The following is a 16328-nucleotide window of genomic DNA, read 5'->3' on the forward strand; positions in this document are numbered from 1 at the left end:
CGGTCAGCCTCCGAGAATCGTCACGCGATTCCGCAATCGGAGACCGTCCGCCCACCCTTCGAGATCAGTCGGCGAGCAGTTCTAGCCGTTCCGCGACCAGGTCCCAGACGACGTCCGCGAGAGCCTCCTTGGGGCCCACCGGAACAGGCGTCTCGGTGCCGTCGGCGCCCAGCACCACGGCCTCGTTGACGTCCTGGCCGAAGGCCTTGCCGTCCCCCACCTCGTTGACCACCAGCAGGTCGCAGCCCTTGCGCGCGAGCTTGGCGCGGCCGTTGGCGAGGACGTCGTCGGTCTCCGCGGCGAAACCCACCACCAATTGGCCCGAACGGGTGCGGCGGACGGAGAGCTCGGCGAGGACGTCGGGATTGCGGACGAGCGCGACCGGCGCCGGTTCGACGCCCTCGACCTTCTTGATCTTGCCGGCGGCGTAGACCGCGGGCCGGAAGTCGGCGACCGCGGCGGCCATGACCACCGCGTCCGCGTCCTCGGCCGCCTTCAGCGCGGCGTCCCGCAGCTCCAGCGCGGTCGCCACCCGGACCACGTCCACCCCGGCCGGATCGGGCAGCGCGGCATTGGCCGAGATCAACGTCACACGGGCGCCCCGGGCGGCCGCGGTGGCGGCGAGCGCGTAGCCCTGCTTGCCGGAGGAGCGGTTGCCGAGGTAGCGGACCGGGTCGAGCGGCTCGCGGGTGCCGCCGGCCGAGACCACCACGTGCCGGCCGGCCAGGTCGGTCCGCTCGCCGCCGTAGCGGAGCACGGCCCGGCAGGCGTCGAAGATCGCGGCCGGCTCGGGCAGCCGGCCCTTGCCGGTGTCCTTGCCGGTCAGCCGCCCGCTGGCGGGCTCCAGCACGATCACGCCCCGGCGGCGCAGGGTGGCGACGTTCTCCCGGGTGGCCGGGTGCTCCCACATCTCGGTGTGCATCGCGGGCGCCAGGACGACCGGGCAGCGGGCGGTGAGCAGGGTGTTGGTCAGCAGGTCGTCGGCGAGCCCGTGGGCGGCCTTGGCCATCAGGTCGGCGGTGGCCGGGGCGACCACGACCAGGTCGGCGTGCTGCCCGATCCGCACGTGCGGCACCTCGTGCACGTTCTCCCAGGTCTCGGTGGCCGCCGGGCGGCCGGAGAGCGCCGCCCAGGTGGCCTCGCCGACGAAGTGCAGGGCCGCCGCGGTGGGCACCACGGTGACCTGGTGCCCGGACTCGGTGAACCGCCGCAGCAGCTCGCACGCCTTGTACGCCGCGATGCCGCCGCTGACGCCGAGGACGACGCGTGGCGCGCCCGCCTGCTCCGTGCTGCCGCTCATGGTCCCCAGCTCTCCTCTCGGCGGTCCTCAGGTGCCTGCCAACCCTACGGCCCGCCGACGATCACCCGCACGCGGCACCCCCCACGACCCTCCCCCGGCCCCCACGGGCACGACGAAGGGCCCGCCGGAGCGAACTCCGATGGGCCCTTCCACGCGGGTGGAGGCGCCTCAGGCGGCCTCGATCGCCTCGGCGGTCAGCATGCCGGCGTTGATCTCGCGGAGCGCGATCGACAGCGGCTTCTCGTGCACGTGGGTGTCGACCAGCGGGCCGACGTACTCCAGCAGGCCCTCGCCGAGCTGGGAGTAGTACGCGTTGATCTGACGCGCACGCTTGGCCGCGTAGATCACCAGGCTGTACTTGGAGTCGGTGGCCTCAAGCAGCTCGTCGATCGGCGGGTTGATGATGCCCTCGGGCGCGGTCATGGAAGAGGACACGCGAAAACCTTCCGAAAGGGTGGAAAAGACAACAGACAGGTCAGCCTACACCGAGCAAGGCTAGCAGTTCGCTCGCCACCTGCTCGACGGAGGTGTTGACCAGGGTGGTGTCGAACTCCGGCTCGGCGGCCAGCTCGACCTTCGCGGCCTCAAGGCGCTTCGCGATCACGTCCTGCGGCTCGGTGCCCCGGCCGGTGAGCCGGCGGACCAGCTCGTCCCAGCTCGGCGGGGCCAGGAAGACCAGCTGCGCCTCCGGCATGGACTCGCGCACCTGGCGGGCACCCTGCAGGTCGATCTCCAGCAGCACGGGCTCGCCGCGCTCCAGCTTCTCCTGGACCGCCGCCCGAGGGGTGCCGTAGCGGTTGCCCGCGAACACGGCCCACTCCAGCAGCTCACCGTTGGCGATCAGCTTGTCGAACTCGTCGTTGTCGACGAAGTGGTACTGGACCCCGTGCTGCTCGCCCGGCCTCGGGTGGCGGGTCGTCGCCGACACCGAGAGCCAGACCTCGGGGTGCTGCTTCCTCATATGAGCGACGACCGTGCTCTTGCCGACCCCCGAGGGGCCGGAGAGCACGGTCAGCCGCGGACGCTCACTCATGCACCGATTATCCCGGATCGCGGGCGATCCCGGGACCACGGGGCACGGTCAGGCGGCACCGCCGCCGAACTCCCGCTCCAGGGAGGCGATCTGGTTCGTCCCGAGACCACGGACACGACGGCTCTCGGAGATGCCGAGCCGCTCCATGATCTGCTTGGCGCGGACCTTGCCCACGCCCGGCAGGGACTCCAGCAGGGCGGAGACCTTCATCTTGCCGATCACGTCGTTGTCGGCCTTGCCGGCCTTGATCACCTCGTGCAGGGAGGCGCCGGAGTGCTTGAGCCGGTTCTTGACCTCGGCGCGCTCCCGGCGAGCCTCGGCGGCCTTGGCGAGCGCGGCAGTGCGCTGTTCAGGGGTAAGGGGCGGAAGAGCCACGCCGTTCACCTCAGGTGTGGATGGAAGGGATTGAACTCTGACTGTTGTGGTTCCCAGGACACCGGTCGGAGAGCGGACTCGCCGCCCCTGACCTGCGGGAGCAGCAAGATTCGCGGCTCCTCGATGACCTATCGCCGGACACTACCCGGATTGCGGCGCCGCGTCAGGAAAAGAACACGAAAAGTCCTGGTCAGCCAAGGCCGACCAGGACTTTCCCGGGCAAAATGACCGTGATTGCGAACCTTTGGCGGCACCGATGTGACGGCGCTCACGTCGAGCCGGGGCGGCGCGACCGCGTCGCAACCCGTCACGGCGGTGCTGCGGAGCGTCCGCCGGGACGAACCCCGCCGTGCCGTCCGCTACTTGACCGCGTCGGCGTACTCCTGGACAAAACGGTCGGCGGCCGAGCTCAGCGCCGCCACCGAGGGGCCGTGCCTGAGCACGTCCCGGCTGACGCTCGGGACGACGTTGCGCACCGAGGCGCCGAACACCCGCGGCAGGTCGGCCATGGTCGCGCCCTGGGCGCCGATGCCGGGGGCGAGCAGCGGGCCGTTGATCGCCAGGTCCACGCCGGCGTCGGCCAGGGTCGCGCCGACCACCGCGCCGAACGAGCCCAGCGGCTCGGCCCCGGCGTTCTCGGCGGCCAGCTGCCGCAGCACCGAGGCCGCGACCGGCTCGCCGTCGGCGCCGAGCGCGCGCTGCACCTCGGCGCCCTCCGGGTTGGAGGTGAGCGCCAGCGCGAACACGCCCGCGCCGTTGGCCTTCGCGAGGTCGAGCGCCGGGCGCAGCGAGCCGAAGCCCAGGTAGGGGCTGACCGTGACGGCGTCCGAGAAGAGCGGGCTGCCGGGCGACAGGAAGGCCTCGGCGTAGGCGGCCATGGTGGAGCCGATGTCGCCGCGCTTGGCGTCCATCAGGACGAGCGCGCCGGCCGCCCTGGCCTCCTCGACGGACTTCTCCAGGACGGCGACGCCGCGGGAGCCGAAGCGCTCGAAGAAGGCGGCCTGCGGCTTGAGCACGGCCACCCGGCCGGCCAGCGCCTCGACCACGGTGCGGCTGAAGGTCTCCAGGCCCGCCACGGTGTCCTCCAGGCCCCAGCCGGCGAGCAGGGAGGCGTGCGGGTCGATTCCCACGCAGAGCTGGCCGCGGGTGTCGAGGGCGTGGCGCAGCCGGGCGCCGAAGGGGGCGAGGGTCATGACGTCCTTCCGGGGGGAGTAGCGGGGTTCAGGCGGCCGGGCGGGCGTCGACGGCGCTGCCGACGGCCGCGGCCAGGCTGCGGAAGCCGCCGGCCCGGACGCGGGCGGACAGGCCCCTGTGGATACGCCGGCACCAGAGCGGGCCCTCGTAGATGAAGGCGCTGTAGCCCTGGACGAGGTCGGCGCCGTGGACGATCCGCTGCCAGGCGTCCTCGGCCGTCTCGATGCCGCCGACCGAGACCAGCGTCAGCCGGCCTTCGGTGCGGGCGCGCAGCCGCTGGAGGACCTCCAGGGCGCGCTCCTTGAGCGGGGCGCCGGACAGGCCGCCCATGCCGATCTCCTTCACCCGGCCGGCGTCGCTGCGCAGGCCCTCGCGGCCGATCGTGGTGTTGGTCGCGATGATGCCGTCCAGGCCCAGCTCCAGGGCCAGGTCGGCGACCTCGTCGATGTCCTCGTCGGCCAGGTCGGGGGCGATCTTGACGAGCAGCGGCACGCGGTGCGGGGTGGTCCGGTCGGCGGCCTCGCGCACCGCGCTCAGCAGCGGGCGCAGGTGCTCGACGGCCTGGAGGTTGCGCAGCCCGGGGGTGTTCGGCGAGCTGACGTTGACCACCAGGTAGTCGGCGTAGCGGGCGAGCCGCTCGGTGGACTTCACGTAGTCGGCGACCGCGTCGGCCTCCTCGACCAGCTTGGTCTTGCCGATGTTGACGCCGACGACCGGGGTCGAGGTGGTGTGCGGGCGCGCCGCGAGCCGGGCGGCGACCCGGGCCGAGCCCTGGTTGTTGAAGCCCATCCGGTTGATCAGCGCGCGGTCCTCGACCAGCCGGAAGAGCCGCGGCTGCGGGTTGCCCGGCTGCGCCTCGCCGGTGACGGTGCCGATCTCGACGTAGTCGAAGCCGAGCATCGACAGGCCGTCGATGCCGACGCCGTTCTTGTCGAAGCCGGCCGCCAGGCCGAACGGGCCGGGCAGCGCGAGACCGAGGGCGTCGGTGCGCAGCGCCCGGTCGCGGGGGGCGAGCACCAGCCGGACGAGGCCGCGCAGACCGGGCACCGAGGAGGCCAGCCGGATCCAGAAGAAGGCCAGGTGGTGGGCCTTCTCGGGGTCCATCTTCTTGAAGACGAGGTCGAACAGCAGCTTGTACACGAGATCCTCCCAGGGCATGGAAGTGGGGGGCACCCGGCGGTACTGGTGCCCCCCACTGGAGTGGTGCTACTTGGCGCGGCCGGCGTTGATCAGCTCGGCGTGCTCCTGCAGCGACATCACGCCGACCTCGTCGCGCAGCAGCCGGTCGATGCCCTGGACGGCGGCGCCCATGGCCTGCACGGTGGTCAGGCAGGGCACCGCGCGGGCGACCGCGGCGGTGCGGATCTCGTAGCCGTCGAGGCGGCCACCGGTGCCGTACGGCGTGTTGATGATGAGGTCGACCTCACCGTCGTGGATCAGCTGGACGATGGTCCGCTCGCCGTTCGGGCCCTCGCCCTCGCTGTGCTTGCGCACCAGCGTGGACGGGATGCCGCCGCGCTGGAGCACCTCGGCGGTGCCGGCGGTGGCGAGCACCTCGAAGCCGAGGCTGACCAGTGCCCGGGCGGGGAAGACCAGGTTGCGCTTGTCCCGGTTGGCGACCGAGACGAAGACCTTGCCCTTGGTCGGGAGGGCGCCGTACGCGCCGGCCTGGGCCTTCGCGTACGCGGTGCCGAACACCCGGTCCAGGCCCATGACCTCGCCGGTGGAGCGCATCTCCGGGCCGAGGACGGTGTCCACGCCGCGGCCGTGGACGTCGCGGAAGCGGCTCCACGGCATCACGGCCTCCTTGACCGCGATCGGGGCGTCGGCCGGCAGGGTGCCGCCGTCGCCCTCGGCCGGGAGCATGCCCTCGGCGCGCAGCTCGGCGATGGTGGCGCCGAGCGAGACCCGGGCGGCGGCCTTGGCCAGCGGCACCGCGGTCGCCTTGGAGGTGAACGGCACGGTGCGCGAGGCGCGCGGGTTGGCCTCCAGGACGTACAGGATGTCACCGGAGAGCGCGAACTGGATGTTGATCAGACCGCGCACCCCGACGCCGCGGGCGATCGCCTCGGTGGAGGCGCGCAGCCGCTTGATGTCGTACCCGCCGAGGGTGATCGGCGGCAGGGCGCAGGCGGAGTCGCCGGAGTGGATGCCGGCCTCCTCGATGTGCTCCATGACGCCGCCGAGGTACAGCTCGGTGCCGTCGTAGAGGGCGTCGACGTCGATCTCCACCGCGTCGTCGAGGAAGCGGTCGATCAGCACCGGGTGCTCGGAGATCAGACCGGCGTGCCGCTCCAGGTAGGAGGCGAGCGACTCCTCGTCGTAGACGATCTCCATGCCGCGGCCGCCGAGCACGTAGGACGGGCGGGCGAGCACCGGGTAGCCGATCTCGTCGGCGATGGCCTTGGCCTCCTCGAAGGAGAAGGCGGTGCCGTGCTTGGGGGCGGGCAGGCCCGCGTCGCGCAGCACGCGGCCGAAGGCGCCGCGCTCCTCGGCCAGGTCGATGGCCTCGGGCTGGGTGCCGACGATCGGCACGCCGTTGTCCTTGAGCGCCTGGGCCAGGCCCAGCGGGGTCTGGCCGCCGAGCTGGACGATCACACCGGCGAGCGGGCCGGCCTGCTGCTCGGCGTGGACGATCTCCAGCACGTCCTCCAGGGTGAGCGGCTCGAAGTAGAGCCGGTCGGAGGTGTCGTAGTCGGTGGAGACGGTCTCCGGGTTGCAGTTGACCATGACGGTCTCGTACCCGGCGTCGGCGAGCGCGAAGGAGGCGTGCACGCAGGAGTAGTCGAACTCGATGCCCTGGCCGATGCGGTTCGGGCCGGAGCCGAGGATGATCACCGCGGGCTTGGTGCGCGGGGCGACCTCGTTCTCCTCGTCGTAGGACGAGTAGAAGTACGGGGTCTTCGCCGCGAACTCGGCCGCGCAGGTGTCGACGGTCTTGAACACCGGGCGGATGCCCAGCGCGTGCCGGACCTCGCGGACCACGTCCGGGCGCAGGCCGCGGATCTCGCCGACCTGCTGGTCGGAGAAGCCGTGCCGCTTGGCGTGGCGGAGCAGCTCGGGGGTGAGCTCGGGGGCCTCGGCCAGCTCGCCGGCGATCTCGTCGAGCAGGAAGAGCTGGTCGACGAACCACGGGTCGATCCGGGTGGCCTCGAACACCTCCTCCGGGGTGGCGCCGGCGCGGACGGCCTGCATGACGGTGTTGATCCGGCCGTCGGTCGGCACGACCGCCTTGGCCAGCAGCTCGGCCTTGTCGCCCACCGGGCCGACCCAGCTGAACTGGGAGCCCTTCTTCTCCAGCGAGCGCAGCGCCTTCTGCAGGGCCTCGGGGAAGTTGCGGCCCAGGGCCATCGCCTCGCCGACCGACTTCATGGTGGTGGTGAGGGTGGCGTCGGCGCTCGGGAACTTCTCGAACGCGAACCGCGGCACCTTGACCACGACGTAGTCGAGGGTCGGCTCGAAGGAGGCCGGGGTCTCCTCGGTGATGTCGTTGGAGATCTCGTCCAGGGTGTAGCCGACGGCCAGCTTGGCGGCGATCTTGGCGATCGGGAAGCCGGTGGCCTTGGAGGCCAGCGCCGAGGAGCGCGACACGCGCGGGTTCATCTCGATGACGATGACCCGGCCGTCGTCGGGGTTGACGGCGAACTGGATGTTGCAGCCGCCGGTGTCGACGCCGACCTCGCGGATCACGGCGATGCCGATGTCGCGCAGGATCTGGTACTCACGGTCGGTGAGCGTCATCGCCGGGGCGACGGTGATCGAGTCACCGGTGTGCACGCCCATCGGGTCGAAGTTCTCGATGGAGCAGACGACCACGACGTTGTCGCTCTTGTCGCGCATCAGCTCCAGCTCGTACTCCTTCCAGCCGAGGATGGACTCCTCCAGGAGCACCTCGGTGGTCGGGGAGAGCGTCAGGCCCTGACCGGCGATACGGCGCAGGTCCTCCTCGTGGTGGGCGAAGCCGGAGCCGGCGCCGCCCATGGTGAAGGAGGGGCGGACGACGACCGGGTAGCCGCCCAGGGTGTCGACCCCGGCGAGCACCTCGTCCATGGTGTGGCAGATGACCGAGCGGGCGGACTCGCCGTGGCCGATCTTGGCGTTGACCGCCTCGACGACGCCCTTGAACAGCTCGCGGTCCTCGCCCTTGTTGATCGCCTCGACGTCGGCGCCGATCAGCTCGACGCCGTACTTCTCCAGCGTCCCGGCCGCGTGCAGGGAGATCGCGGTGTTGAGCGCGGTCTGCCCGCCCAGGGTGGGCAGCAGCGCGTCGGGGCGCTCCTTGGCGATGATCTTCTCGACGAACTCGGGGGTGATCGGCTCGACGTAGGTGGCGTCGGCGATCTCCGGGTCGGTCATGATCGTCGCCGGGTTGGAGTTCACCAGGACGACCCGCAGGCCCTCGGCCTTGAGGACGCGACACGCCTGCGTGCCCGAGTAGTCGAACTCGGCGGCCTGGCCGATCACGATCGGGCCGGACCCGATGACCAGGACGGACTTGATGTCAGTGCGCTTAGGCACGCGGGCCCTCCATGTGGTTCACGCTGTGCTGGTCGTCGCCTCGCATGAGCTCGACGAAACGGTCGAAGAGGTAGGCCGCGTCGTGCGGGCCGGCAGCCGCTTCGGGGTGGTACTGCACGCTGAAGGCCGGCACGTCGAGTGCCTGGAGGCCCTCGACCACGTCGTCGTTGAGGCAGACGTGGGAGACCTCGACCCGCCCGTAGGGGGTGTCGCTGACCTTGTCCAGCGGCGCGTTCACGGCGAAGCCGTGGTTGTGGGCGGTCACCTCGACCTTGCCGGTGGTGCGGTCCTGCACCGGCTGGTTGATGCCGCGGTGGCCGTACTTGAGCTTGTAGGTGCCGAAGCCCAGCGCCCGGCCGAGGATCTGGTTGCCGAAGCAGATCCCGAAGAACGGGGTCTTCCGCTCCAGCACGCCCTGCGCCACGGCGACCTGGTGGTCGGCGGTGGCCGGGTCGCCCGGACCGTTGGAGAAGAACACACCGTCGGGGTTGACGGCGTAGACGTCCTCGATCGTCGCGTCGGCGGGCAGCACGTGCACCTCGATGCCGCGCTCGGCCATCCGCTGCGGGGTCATCGCCTTGATACCGAGGTCCAGGGCGGCGACGGTGAACTTCTTCTCACCGATCGCGGGCACCACGTACGGCTCGGTGGTGGCGACCTCGGCGCACAGGTCGGCGCCCTTCATCTCGGGCGAGGACTGCACCTTGGCGAGCAGCGCGGCCGGGTCGGCCAGGGCCTCGCCGGAGAAGATGCCGCAGCGCATCGCGCCGCGCTCGCGCAGGTGGCGGGTGAGCGCCCGGGTGTCGATGCCGCTGATGCCGACGATGCCCTGGTTGACCAGTTCCTCGTCCAGCGAGCGGCGCGAGCGCCAGTTGGAGGCGACCCGGGAGGGATCCCGGACGACGTACCCGGCGACCCAGATCCGCTTCGACTCGTCGTCCTCGTCGTTCCAGCCGGTGTTGCCGATCTGGGGGGCGGTCATCACGACCACCTGGCGGTGGTAGGACGGGTCGGTGAGGGTCTCCTGGTAGCCGGACATGCCGGTGTTGAAGACCGCCTCGCCGAAGGTCTCGCCGGTCGCGCCGTAGGCCTGGCCCCGGAAGGTCCGGCCGTCCTCCAGGACGAGCACGGCAGCCGCACGCTCTGAGAACTGGCGCTCCCGCCGTTGGCGCTGCGTGGTGGGGGCAGGTGCGGTCATGACGCGGCCTCTTCCGTCTTCTTCGTCGTCGTACGTGGTGCGAACCGAGCGATCGCCTCGACCCAGGCGGCGTGCTCGTCGGGGTGGTCGAGCCGGAACCCGGAGTCCAGGTCGGTCGCCCCGGAGGCCTCCCCGGCCGCGGGGCCGGGCAGCGTCCAGGTGACGACGAGGATTCCGGCCGGTACGACCTTGCCGGCGATTCCGGAGTCCGTCCGGGCACCGGTCAGGTGCTCGGCGGGGATCCAGAAGTCGACGTCGCCGGGGCGCCGCACCAGCAGGCCGTGCTCGCCGAGGGTCAGATCGGCGCGGCTGCGGGTGCCCAGGCCGTGCGCGACGACCCGGTCGAGCCAGTTCCCGGCGGTGGTGGTGCCGTGGTACCGGCCGCTGCCCTCCAGGATGGTCCGCCCGGCGCGGTCCGGCACGGCGGGCAGAGGGGGGATGCCGGACTGCAGGGTGCGGCGCCAGTTCCAGCCCTGGCGCATCAGCCAGTAGATCAGGCCGATGATCAGCAGCAGGCCGACCGTCCAGCCGATGTACCCGGGCCAGTTGGCGACCCTGGCCTGCTCCTGGGCCAGCAGGGCACCGGAGCTCACGCGAGACCGCCCTGCTCGACCAGCTCGCCGGCCAGCACCGTGGCGGTGCCGCGCAGGAAGGTGGCGTGCACCCGGCCGGGCAGGTCGAGGCCCTGGTAGGGGGTGTTGCGGGAACGGCTGGCGAAACTTTCGGGGTTCACGGCACCACGGTACGCGGGATCGAACAGCACCAGGTTGGCCGGCTCACCCAGCGAGATCGGCCGGCCGTGCCCGGCGAGACGGCCGATCCGGGCCGGGCGGTGCGACATCCGGTCGGCGACGCCCTCCCAGTTCAGCAGGCCGGTGTCGACCATGGTCTGCTGCACCACGGAGAGCGCGGTCTCCAGGCCGACCATGCCCATCGCGGCCACGGCCCACTCGCAGTCCTTGTCCTCGGCCGGGTGCGGCGCGTGGTCGGTGGCGACGGCGTCGATGGTGCCGTCGGCCAGCGCCTTGCGCAGCGCCTGGACGTCCTCGGCGGTGCGCAGCGGCGGGTTGACCTTGTAGACCGGGTCGTAGGAGCGGACCAGCTCGTCGGTCAGCAGCAGGTGGTGCGGGGTGACCTCGGCGGTGACGTCCCAGCCCTTGGCCTTGGCCCAGCGGATGATCTCGACCGAGCCGGCGGTGGAGACGTGGCAGATGTGCAGCCGGGAGCCGACGTGCGCGGCGAGCAGCACGTCGCGGGCGATGATCGCCTCCTCGGCGACGGCCGGCCAGCCGCCCAGGCCGAGCTCGCCGGAGACCTGGCCCTCGTTCATCTGGGCGCCCTCGGTCAGCCGCGGCTCCTGGGCGTGCTGGGCGACGACACCGTCGAAGGCCTTCACGTACTCCAGCGCGCGGCGCATGATCACCGCGTCGTCGACGCACTTGCCGTCGTCGGAGAAGACCCGGACGCCGGCGGCGGACTCGTGCATGGCGCCCAGCTCGGCGAGCTTCTTGCCCTCCAGGCCGACGGTGACGGCACCGACCGGCTGGACGTCGCAGTAGCCGGACTCCTGGCCGAGCCGCCAGACCTGCTCGACCACGCCGGCGGTGTCGGCCACCGGGAAGGTGTTGGCCATGGCGTGGACGGCGGTGAAGCCGCCCATGGCGGCGGCGCGGGTGCCGGTGAGGACGGTCTCGGCGTCCTCCCGGCCGGGCTCGCGCAGGTGGGTGTGCAGGTCGACCAGGCCGGGCAGGACGATCAGCCCGGTGGCGTCGATCTCGATGTCGGCCTGGGCGTCCAGACCGGCGCCGATCGCCGCGATCGCACCGTCGACGAGGTGGAGGTCCTGCGGAGCGCCGCCGAGGATCTGGGCGTTGCGGATCAGGTAGGTGACCATAGTGGTGGTTCGCTCGCTTCGCTCGTTCACTGGGCGGTCTCGCCGGATTCGGTACGGGGGGTGTCGGCGAGGGTGGCTCCGCCGAGCAGCAGGTAGAGCACGGCCATCCGGACGGAGACGCCGTTGGCGACCTGCTCGACCACGGTGCAGCGCGGCGAGTCGGCGACCTCGGCGGTGATCTCCATGCCGCGGACCATCGGGCCGGGGTGCATGACGATGGCGTGCTCGGGCAGCTGGGCCATCCGGGGGCCGTCCACGCCGTAGCGGCGGGTGTACTCGCGCTCGGTGGGGAAGAACGCGGCGTTCATCCGCTCGCGCTGGACCCGGAGCATCATCAGCGCGTCGGTCTTCGGGAGCACGCTCTCCAGGTCGTAGCTGACCTCGCACGGCCAGTTCTCGATGCCGATCGGCAGCAGGGTCGGCGGGGCGACGAAGGTGACCTGGGCGCCGAGCGTGGTGAGCAGGTGGACGTTGGAGCGGGCGACCCGGCTGTGCAGGATGTCGCCGACGATGGTCACCCGCCGCCCGGCGAGGTCGTGGCCGACGCCCGGGTTGAGGTGGCGGCGCATGGTGAAGGCGTCGAGCAGCGCCTGGGTGGGGTGCTCGTGGGTACCGTCACCGGCGTTGATGACGCTGCCGTGCAGCCAGTCGGACTGGGCCAGGCGGGCCGGCGCGCCGGAGGCGTGGTGCCGGATGACGACCGCGTCGGCGCCCATCGCCTGGAGGGTGAGGGCGGTGTCCTTGAGGCTCTCGCCCTTGGAGACCGAGGAGCCCTTGGCGGAGAAGTTGATGACGTCGGCGGAGAGCCGCTTCTCGGCGACCTCGAAGGAGGTCTTGGTGCGGGTCGAGTCCTCGAAGAACAGGTTGACCACGGTGCGGCCGCGGAGGGTGGGGAGCTTCTTGACCGCCCGGCCGGAGAGCTGGGCGAGTTCCTCGGCGGTGTCCAGGATGAGCAGCGCGTCGTCGCGGGTGAGATCGGCGGCGGACACGAGATGGCGCTTCACGCGGGTTACTCCGGGAGGTGCGATTCGGTGGCCTGGGCGGCCATGGCCTGCGCGTCCTGCTCGGTGCGCGCGGAGCGCGACGCGGCCGCGAAGTCGCGGTCGCCGACCAGCACGGCGTCCACGCCGTCGCGGTCGGAGAGGCGCACCTGGACGGCCTCGCGCAGCGAGGTGGGGAGGTTCTTGCCCACGTAGTCGGCCCGGATGGGCAGCTCGCGGTGGCCCCGGTCGACGAGGACGGCGAGCTGCACGGCGCGCGGACGGCCGATGTCGTTGAGGGCGTCGAGCGCGGCCCGGATGGTGCGGCCGGAGAACAGCACGTCGTCGACGAGGACGACCAGCCGGCCGTCGATGCCGCCGGACGGGATCTCGGTGTGCTCCAGGGCGCGGGCCGGCTTCAGCCGCAGGTCGTCCCGGTACATGGTGATGTCCAGGGTGCCGAGCGGGATGTCCTGGCCGGTGATCTGGGCGAGCCTGGTATGCAGCCGCCGGGCGAGGTGGACGCCCCTGGTGTGGATGCCGAGCAGCACGACGTCCTCGGCGCCCTTGGCGCGCTCGACGATCTCGTGCGCTATCCGGGTGATGACCCGGGCGATGTCCGTGCCGTCCAGCACCTGGTGCGGCGGCCTCGGAGCGGTTTCCTGGTGTGCGGTCATGCCGAAGCGGACCTCCTTCCCCGCCTCACGGGACGGGTCTTAAAGGATGTCGGGAGACCCCCGCCGACCTGCGGCGCGGGCTCCGGCCATCCTACCAGCGTGATTCTGCGGCCAACCGACGGCCATCGTTCCGCTTCCCCGGGTTCACGTGGCGGACGCACCCCTGATGCGGCCCATTCGCACGACTGCCCCATTCGGCTTGACGCAACTACCTCACTCTACGTAACCTCACAGTGAGTTACGAGACGGACGTCGGACCCACCGGTAACGGCGTCGGCATTCGCCCGTGACCCACCACTGAACGCGAAGCAATCTCGTCCGGGGAGATCAATGTCCAGCGACTACGCGAAGCAGCTCGGAGGCAAGCTCCGAGCCATCCGCACTCAGCAGGGTCTCTCCCTGCACGGTGTCGAGGAGAAGTCCCAGGGGCGCTGGAAGGCAGTCGTCGTCGGCTCGTACGAGCGCGGCGACCGTGCGGTCACCGTGCAGCGGCTGGCAGAACTGGCCGAGTTCTACGGCGTCCCGGTGCAGGAGCTCCTGCCCGGCGGCACGCCCGGCGGCGCGGCCGAGCCGCCGCCGCGCCTGGTGCTCGACCTGGAGAGACTGACCCAGGTCCCGTCCGAGAAGGCCGGCCCGCTGCAGCGCTACGCGGCGACCATCCAGAGCCAGCGCGGCGACTACAACGGCAAGGTGCTGTCGATCCGCCAGGACGACCTGCGCACCCTGGCCGTGATCTACGACCAGTCGCCGTCGATCCTCACCGAGCAGCTCATCTCCTGGGGCGTGCTCAACCCCGACGCGCGCCGTGCGGTGCGCGAGGAGGAGACGGGCTGAGTCCCGCCTCCGCTGTTCCGGGCTGCGCTGTTCCAGCCCGTCCTTGAACCGTTCCAGGCTGCGGGAACGGCGAACACCAGCAGAAACGTCACGGCGCGGCCCCCGCGAGGGGTGCCGCGCCGCGGCGTGTCCGCGCCCGCGGGTGTGTCCCGCGGGCGTCTTCCGGAGGCGCTCAGCAGACCGTCTCCAGCCGGTAGCCCGGCTCGGCGGCCACGCCGTCCAGCCGGACCGGCCCGGTCGCGGGCGTCCACACCCGGCCCTCGCTGGCCCAGGCCCAGGCCGTCTGCCGGTACTCCCCGCAGGCCGCCGCCGACCCCTGGGCGCCGTGCAGCACCGCGAGGCCGGGCAGCTCCCGGGCCAGCCCGGCGCAGAGCACGGCGCAGAGCAGTTCGAGGTCCTCGTCGTTGATCCGGACCACGCCGTCCTCCCACTGGAGCACCCGGGCCGCCGCGGCCAGCCGCCCGCCGGGCGCGTCCACCGCCAGGCGCAGCTCGTAGACGCCGCTGCCGGCCCCGAGCAGCATCCGGCGGAACACCTCGGCGCCGCGCTCGTAGGCGGCCCGCACGGCGTCGTCGCGCTCCCCGTACAGCCGGCCGTCGAGCAGCAGGTCGGCGTGGCGCAGGGTGAGCCCGTTCTCGCGGGCCCGCACCAGCCGGGGCAGGAAGTCGTCGACCAGCTCCTCGCCCTGGTAGGCCAGCAGCTGGGTGCGCAGCGGCGGGTTGACCAGGTAGCGCTCGCGGGCGGCCGGCTCGGCCGGGTCGAGGCCGTGCAGCAGGCAGAACTCGGCGAAGTCCTGCGGGTGGAACATCCGCGCCCGGACGGTGTCGAACCGGCGCCGGGCGTCACCGAGCAGCTCGGCGGTCTCCGCCAGGTACCGCTCGTGGTCGGGGGCGTCGGAGAGCTGCCAGGCGCGGGCCTGTTCGAAGTCGGCGGCGCTGGTGAGCACACCGATCACGAAGGCCTGGCCGGCCCCCTCGGAGCGCTGCCGCTCGCAGCCCTCGGCGCGCTCGGCGGCGGCGCGCGGACGGACCCGGGGGCGCGGGCCGGCGGCGGTGCAGTCGGGGGTGCGGCGGGCGCGGCCGTTGCGGCTCATCGGGGCTCCTCGGGCGGGGCGGGCGGGGCGGGCGGGTCTGCGGCGGTGGCACCGCCGACCTTGTCCTCCCCAGCCCCGCGTGGCGCACACGTACGACGTGTCACAGGACTGTAACCGAGGGTGAATCGGATGTTTGGGGTCACGCAGGGTTGTGCGCCCGCCCGGTCGCGCCCCGCGCATCCGCCCCGCGCTAGGCGCGACCGTCACACCCCGTGCCCACCCGCTCACGCCGATCCGGCCGGCCTGCGCCCGCGCACCCCCGCGGGCTACCTCGGCACGCGGGCCAGCTGACGGGACTGGGCGACCAGGCGCCCGGTCTCGTCCCAGACCTCGGCGTCCTCCTCGAAGTACCCGCCGGCCAGGTTCCGGGTGGCGTGGACGACCCGCAGCCAGCCCGGGGCGGGCTTGGCCCGCAGGTGCACGGTCAGCTCGACGGTCGGCGCCCAGCCGGGCATCCCGAGGTCGAAGGTGACCGGCGGCAGCGCGTCGGCGACCAGCAGGAGCAGCAGCGGGTCGGGCTCGCGGCCGTCGGCCAGCCGGAACCAGCCCTGGATCCGGCCGCTGCCGGAGGGCTGCCCGAGCGCCCAGCCGATGGAGGCCGGGTCGAGCCGCATGTCGAACCGCTCCAGCAGCGCGGCCTGCGCGATCAGCTCCTTGGGCGCGTGCTCGACGCCGACGCACTGGTCCGGCGGCGGCAGCTGCGGCGGGGCAGCGGTGGTGCGCACCTCGCCGTCGTGGGCGGCGAGGTCGCCGTGGGTGGCGAGCACCCGCAGCCGCTCCACGCCGTCCTGGCTGAGCGCGGCGGTGCCGGTGGAGAGCTTGCGGCCGGTGCGGACCACGTCGGTGCGCACGGTGACGGGGCCGGGGGTGGCGGCGGAGAGGTAGTAGCCGCTGATCGAGACCGGGTCGGTGTGGCCGGCGCTCTCCGGGCGGGCGGTGTGCGCGAGCGAGAGCGCGTGGCCGGCGACGGCCAGCAGCAGTCCGCCGTTGACGCCGCCGCCGATCTGCCAGCCGGCGCCGAGTTCGCCGTCGTACCGGCCGGGCTCGTCCGGGTGCGGGGTGAGGGCGATGCCCTGGTCGAACTCGCTGCGGATCGCCGTGGTCATGGGGGTCGGCCTGCCCTTCGCTACGGGGTCGCCAACGGGCGCGGGGCCGTCGGCGCACCAGGTTACTGGCGAGTAGAGGCCACCATACGCCGACCGGGTGAACATCCGGAACGGCCGCCGGACCAT

15 protein-coding genes are annotated in these 16328 nt (G+C 72.3%); 1 reads left to right on the forward strand and 14 read right to left on the reverse strand.

Going from position 1 to position 16328, the window contains the following annotated elements; translation table 11 throughout:
* Window positions 1–64: 64 nt before the first annotated feature.
* The 12 genes from coaBC to pyrR form a co-directional block, all read right to left on the reverse strand.
* Complete coding sequence (gene coaBC / locus ACFP3U_RS09285) at window positions 65–1300, reverse strand: bifunctional phosphopantothenoylcysteine decarboxylase/phosphopantothenate--cysteine ligase CoaBC (protein ID WP_380224824.1); 1236 nt, start codon at window positions 1298–1300, stop codon at window positions 65–67.
* A 168-nt stretch (window positions 1301–1468) separates the two neighbouring features.
* Window positions 1469–1735 (reverse strand): DNA-directed RNA polymerase subunit omega, encoded by a 267-nt coding sequence (rpoZ, locus tag ACFP3U_RS09290; protein WP_030240625.1) that lies wholly within the window; start codon window positions 1733–1735, stop codon window positions 1469–1471.
* Between the two features lie 40 nt (window positions 1736–1775).
* Window positions 1776–2333 carry a guanylate kinase gene (gene gmk, locus ACFP3U_RS09295; protein ID WP_380224825.1) on the reverse strand — a complete coding sequence of 186 codons (558 nt, stop codon included), beginning with the start codon at window positions 2331–2333 and terminating at the stop codon, window positions 1776–1778.
* A 48-nt stretch (window positions 2334–2381) separates the two neighbouring features.
* Window positions 2382–2708 (reverse strand): integration host factor, actinobacterial type, encoded by a 327-nt coding sequence (mihF, locus tag ACFP3U_RS09300; protein WP_030056187.1) that lies wholly within the window; start codon window positions 2706–2708, stop codon window positions 2382–2384.
* A gap of 359 nt (window positions 2709–3067) precedes the next feature.
* The gene (gene pyrF, locus ACFP3U_RS09305) at window positions 3068–3901 is read right to left on the reverse strand and encodes an orotidine-5'-phosphate decarboxylase (RefSeq protein WP_380224826.1); all 834 of its coding nucleotides are present in this window, start codon (window positions 3899–3901) and stop codon (window positions 3068–3070) included.
* Window positions 3902–3929: 28 nt separating this feature from the next.
* Window positions 3930–5042, reverse strand: coding sequence for a quinone-dependent dihydroorotate dehydrogenase (locus ACFP3U_RS09310; RefSeq protein ID WP_380224827.1), 1113 nt, complete (start codon window positions 5040–5042; stop codon window positions 3930–3932).
* A 66-nt stretch (window positions 5043–5108) separates the two neighbouring features.
* Window positions 5109–8420 (reverse strand): carbamoyl-phosphate synthase large subunit, encoded by a 3312-nt coding sequence (carB, locus tag ACFP3U_RS09315; protein WP_380224828.1) that lies wholly within the window; start codon window positions 8418–8420, stop codon window positions 5109–5111.
* The gene (carA, locus tag ACFP3U_RS09320; RefSeq protein ID WP_380224829.1) at window positions 8413–9618 is read right to left on the reverse strand and encodes a glutamine-hydrolyzing carbamoyl-phosphate synthase small subunit; all 1206 of its coding nucleotides are present in this window, start codon (window positions 9616–9618) and stop codon (window positions 8413–8415) included. Before carA ends, carB begins: the two co-directional genes overlap by 8 nt.
* The gene (locus tag ACFP3U_RS09325) at window positions 9615–10211 is read right to left on the reverse strand and encodes a PH-like domain-containing protein (protein ID WP_380224830.1); all 597 of its coding nucleotides are present in this window, start codon (window positions 10209–10211) and stop codon (window positions 9615–9617) included. The genes carA and ACFP3U_RS09325 overlap by 4 nt, the downstream gene beginning before the upstream one ends.
* Entirely contained in the window at window positions 10208–11512 is a 1305-nt protein-coding gene (locus tag ACFP3U_RS09330) for a dihydroorotase (protein ID WP_380224907.1), read from the reverse strand. The genes ACFP3U_RS09325 and ACFP3U_RS09330 overlap by 4 nt, the downstream gene beginning before the upstream one ends.
* A 26-nt stretch (window positions 11513–11538) precedes the next feature.
* On the reverse strand, window positions 11539–12516 hold the full coding sequence (locus tag ACFP3U_RS09335) for an aspartate carbamoyltransferase catalytic subunit (RefSeq protein WP_380224831.1): 978 nt from the start codon (window positions 12514–12516) through the stop codon (window positions 11539–11541).
* Window positions 12517–12521: 5 nt separating this feature from the next.
* Window positions 12522–13169, reverse strand: coding sequence for a bifunctional pyr operon transcriptional regulator/uracil phosphoribosyltransferase PyrR (gene pyrR, locus ACFP3U_RS09340; protein WP_380224832.1), 648 nt, complete (start codon window positions 13167–13169; stop codon window positions 12522–12524).
* 330 nt (window positions 13170–13499) lie between these two features.
* Between pyrR and bldD the strand changes: the two genes are divergently transcribed.
* A complete protein-coding gene (gene bldD / locus ACFP3U_RS09345; RefSeq protein WP_030300254.1) occupies window positions 13500–14003 on the forward strand; it encodes a transcriptional regulator BldD in 504 nt (167 codons plus the stop codon).
* Between the two features lie 172 nt (window positions 14004–14175).
* Here bldD and ACFP3U_RS09350 read toward each other — a convergent pair whose 3' ends face one another.
* On the reverse strand, window positions 14176–15096 hold the full coding sequence (locus ACFP3U_RS09350) for a hypothetical protein (protein ID WP_380224833.1): 921 nt from the start codon (window positions 15094–15096) through the stop codon (window positions 14176–14178).
* A gap of 266 nt (window positions 15097–15362) precedes the next feature.
* A complete protein-coding gene (locus ACFP3U_RS09355; protein ID WP_380224835.1) occupies window positions 15363–16202 on the reverse strand; it encodes a thioesterase family protein in 840 nt (279 codons plus the stop codon).
* Between the last annotated feature and the right edge of the window lie 126 nt (window positions 16203–16328).

Source organism: Kitasatospora misakiensis, assembly GCF_042656005.1.
Taxonomy (GTDB): Bacteria; Actinomycetota; Actinomycetes; order Streptomycetales; family Streptomycetaceae; genus Kitasatospora; species Kitasatospora misakiensis.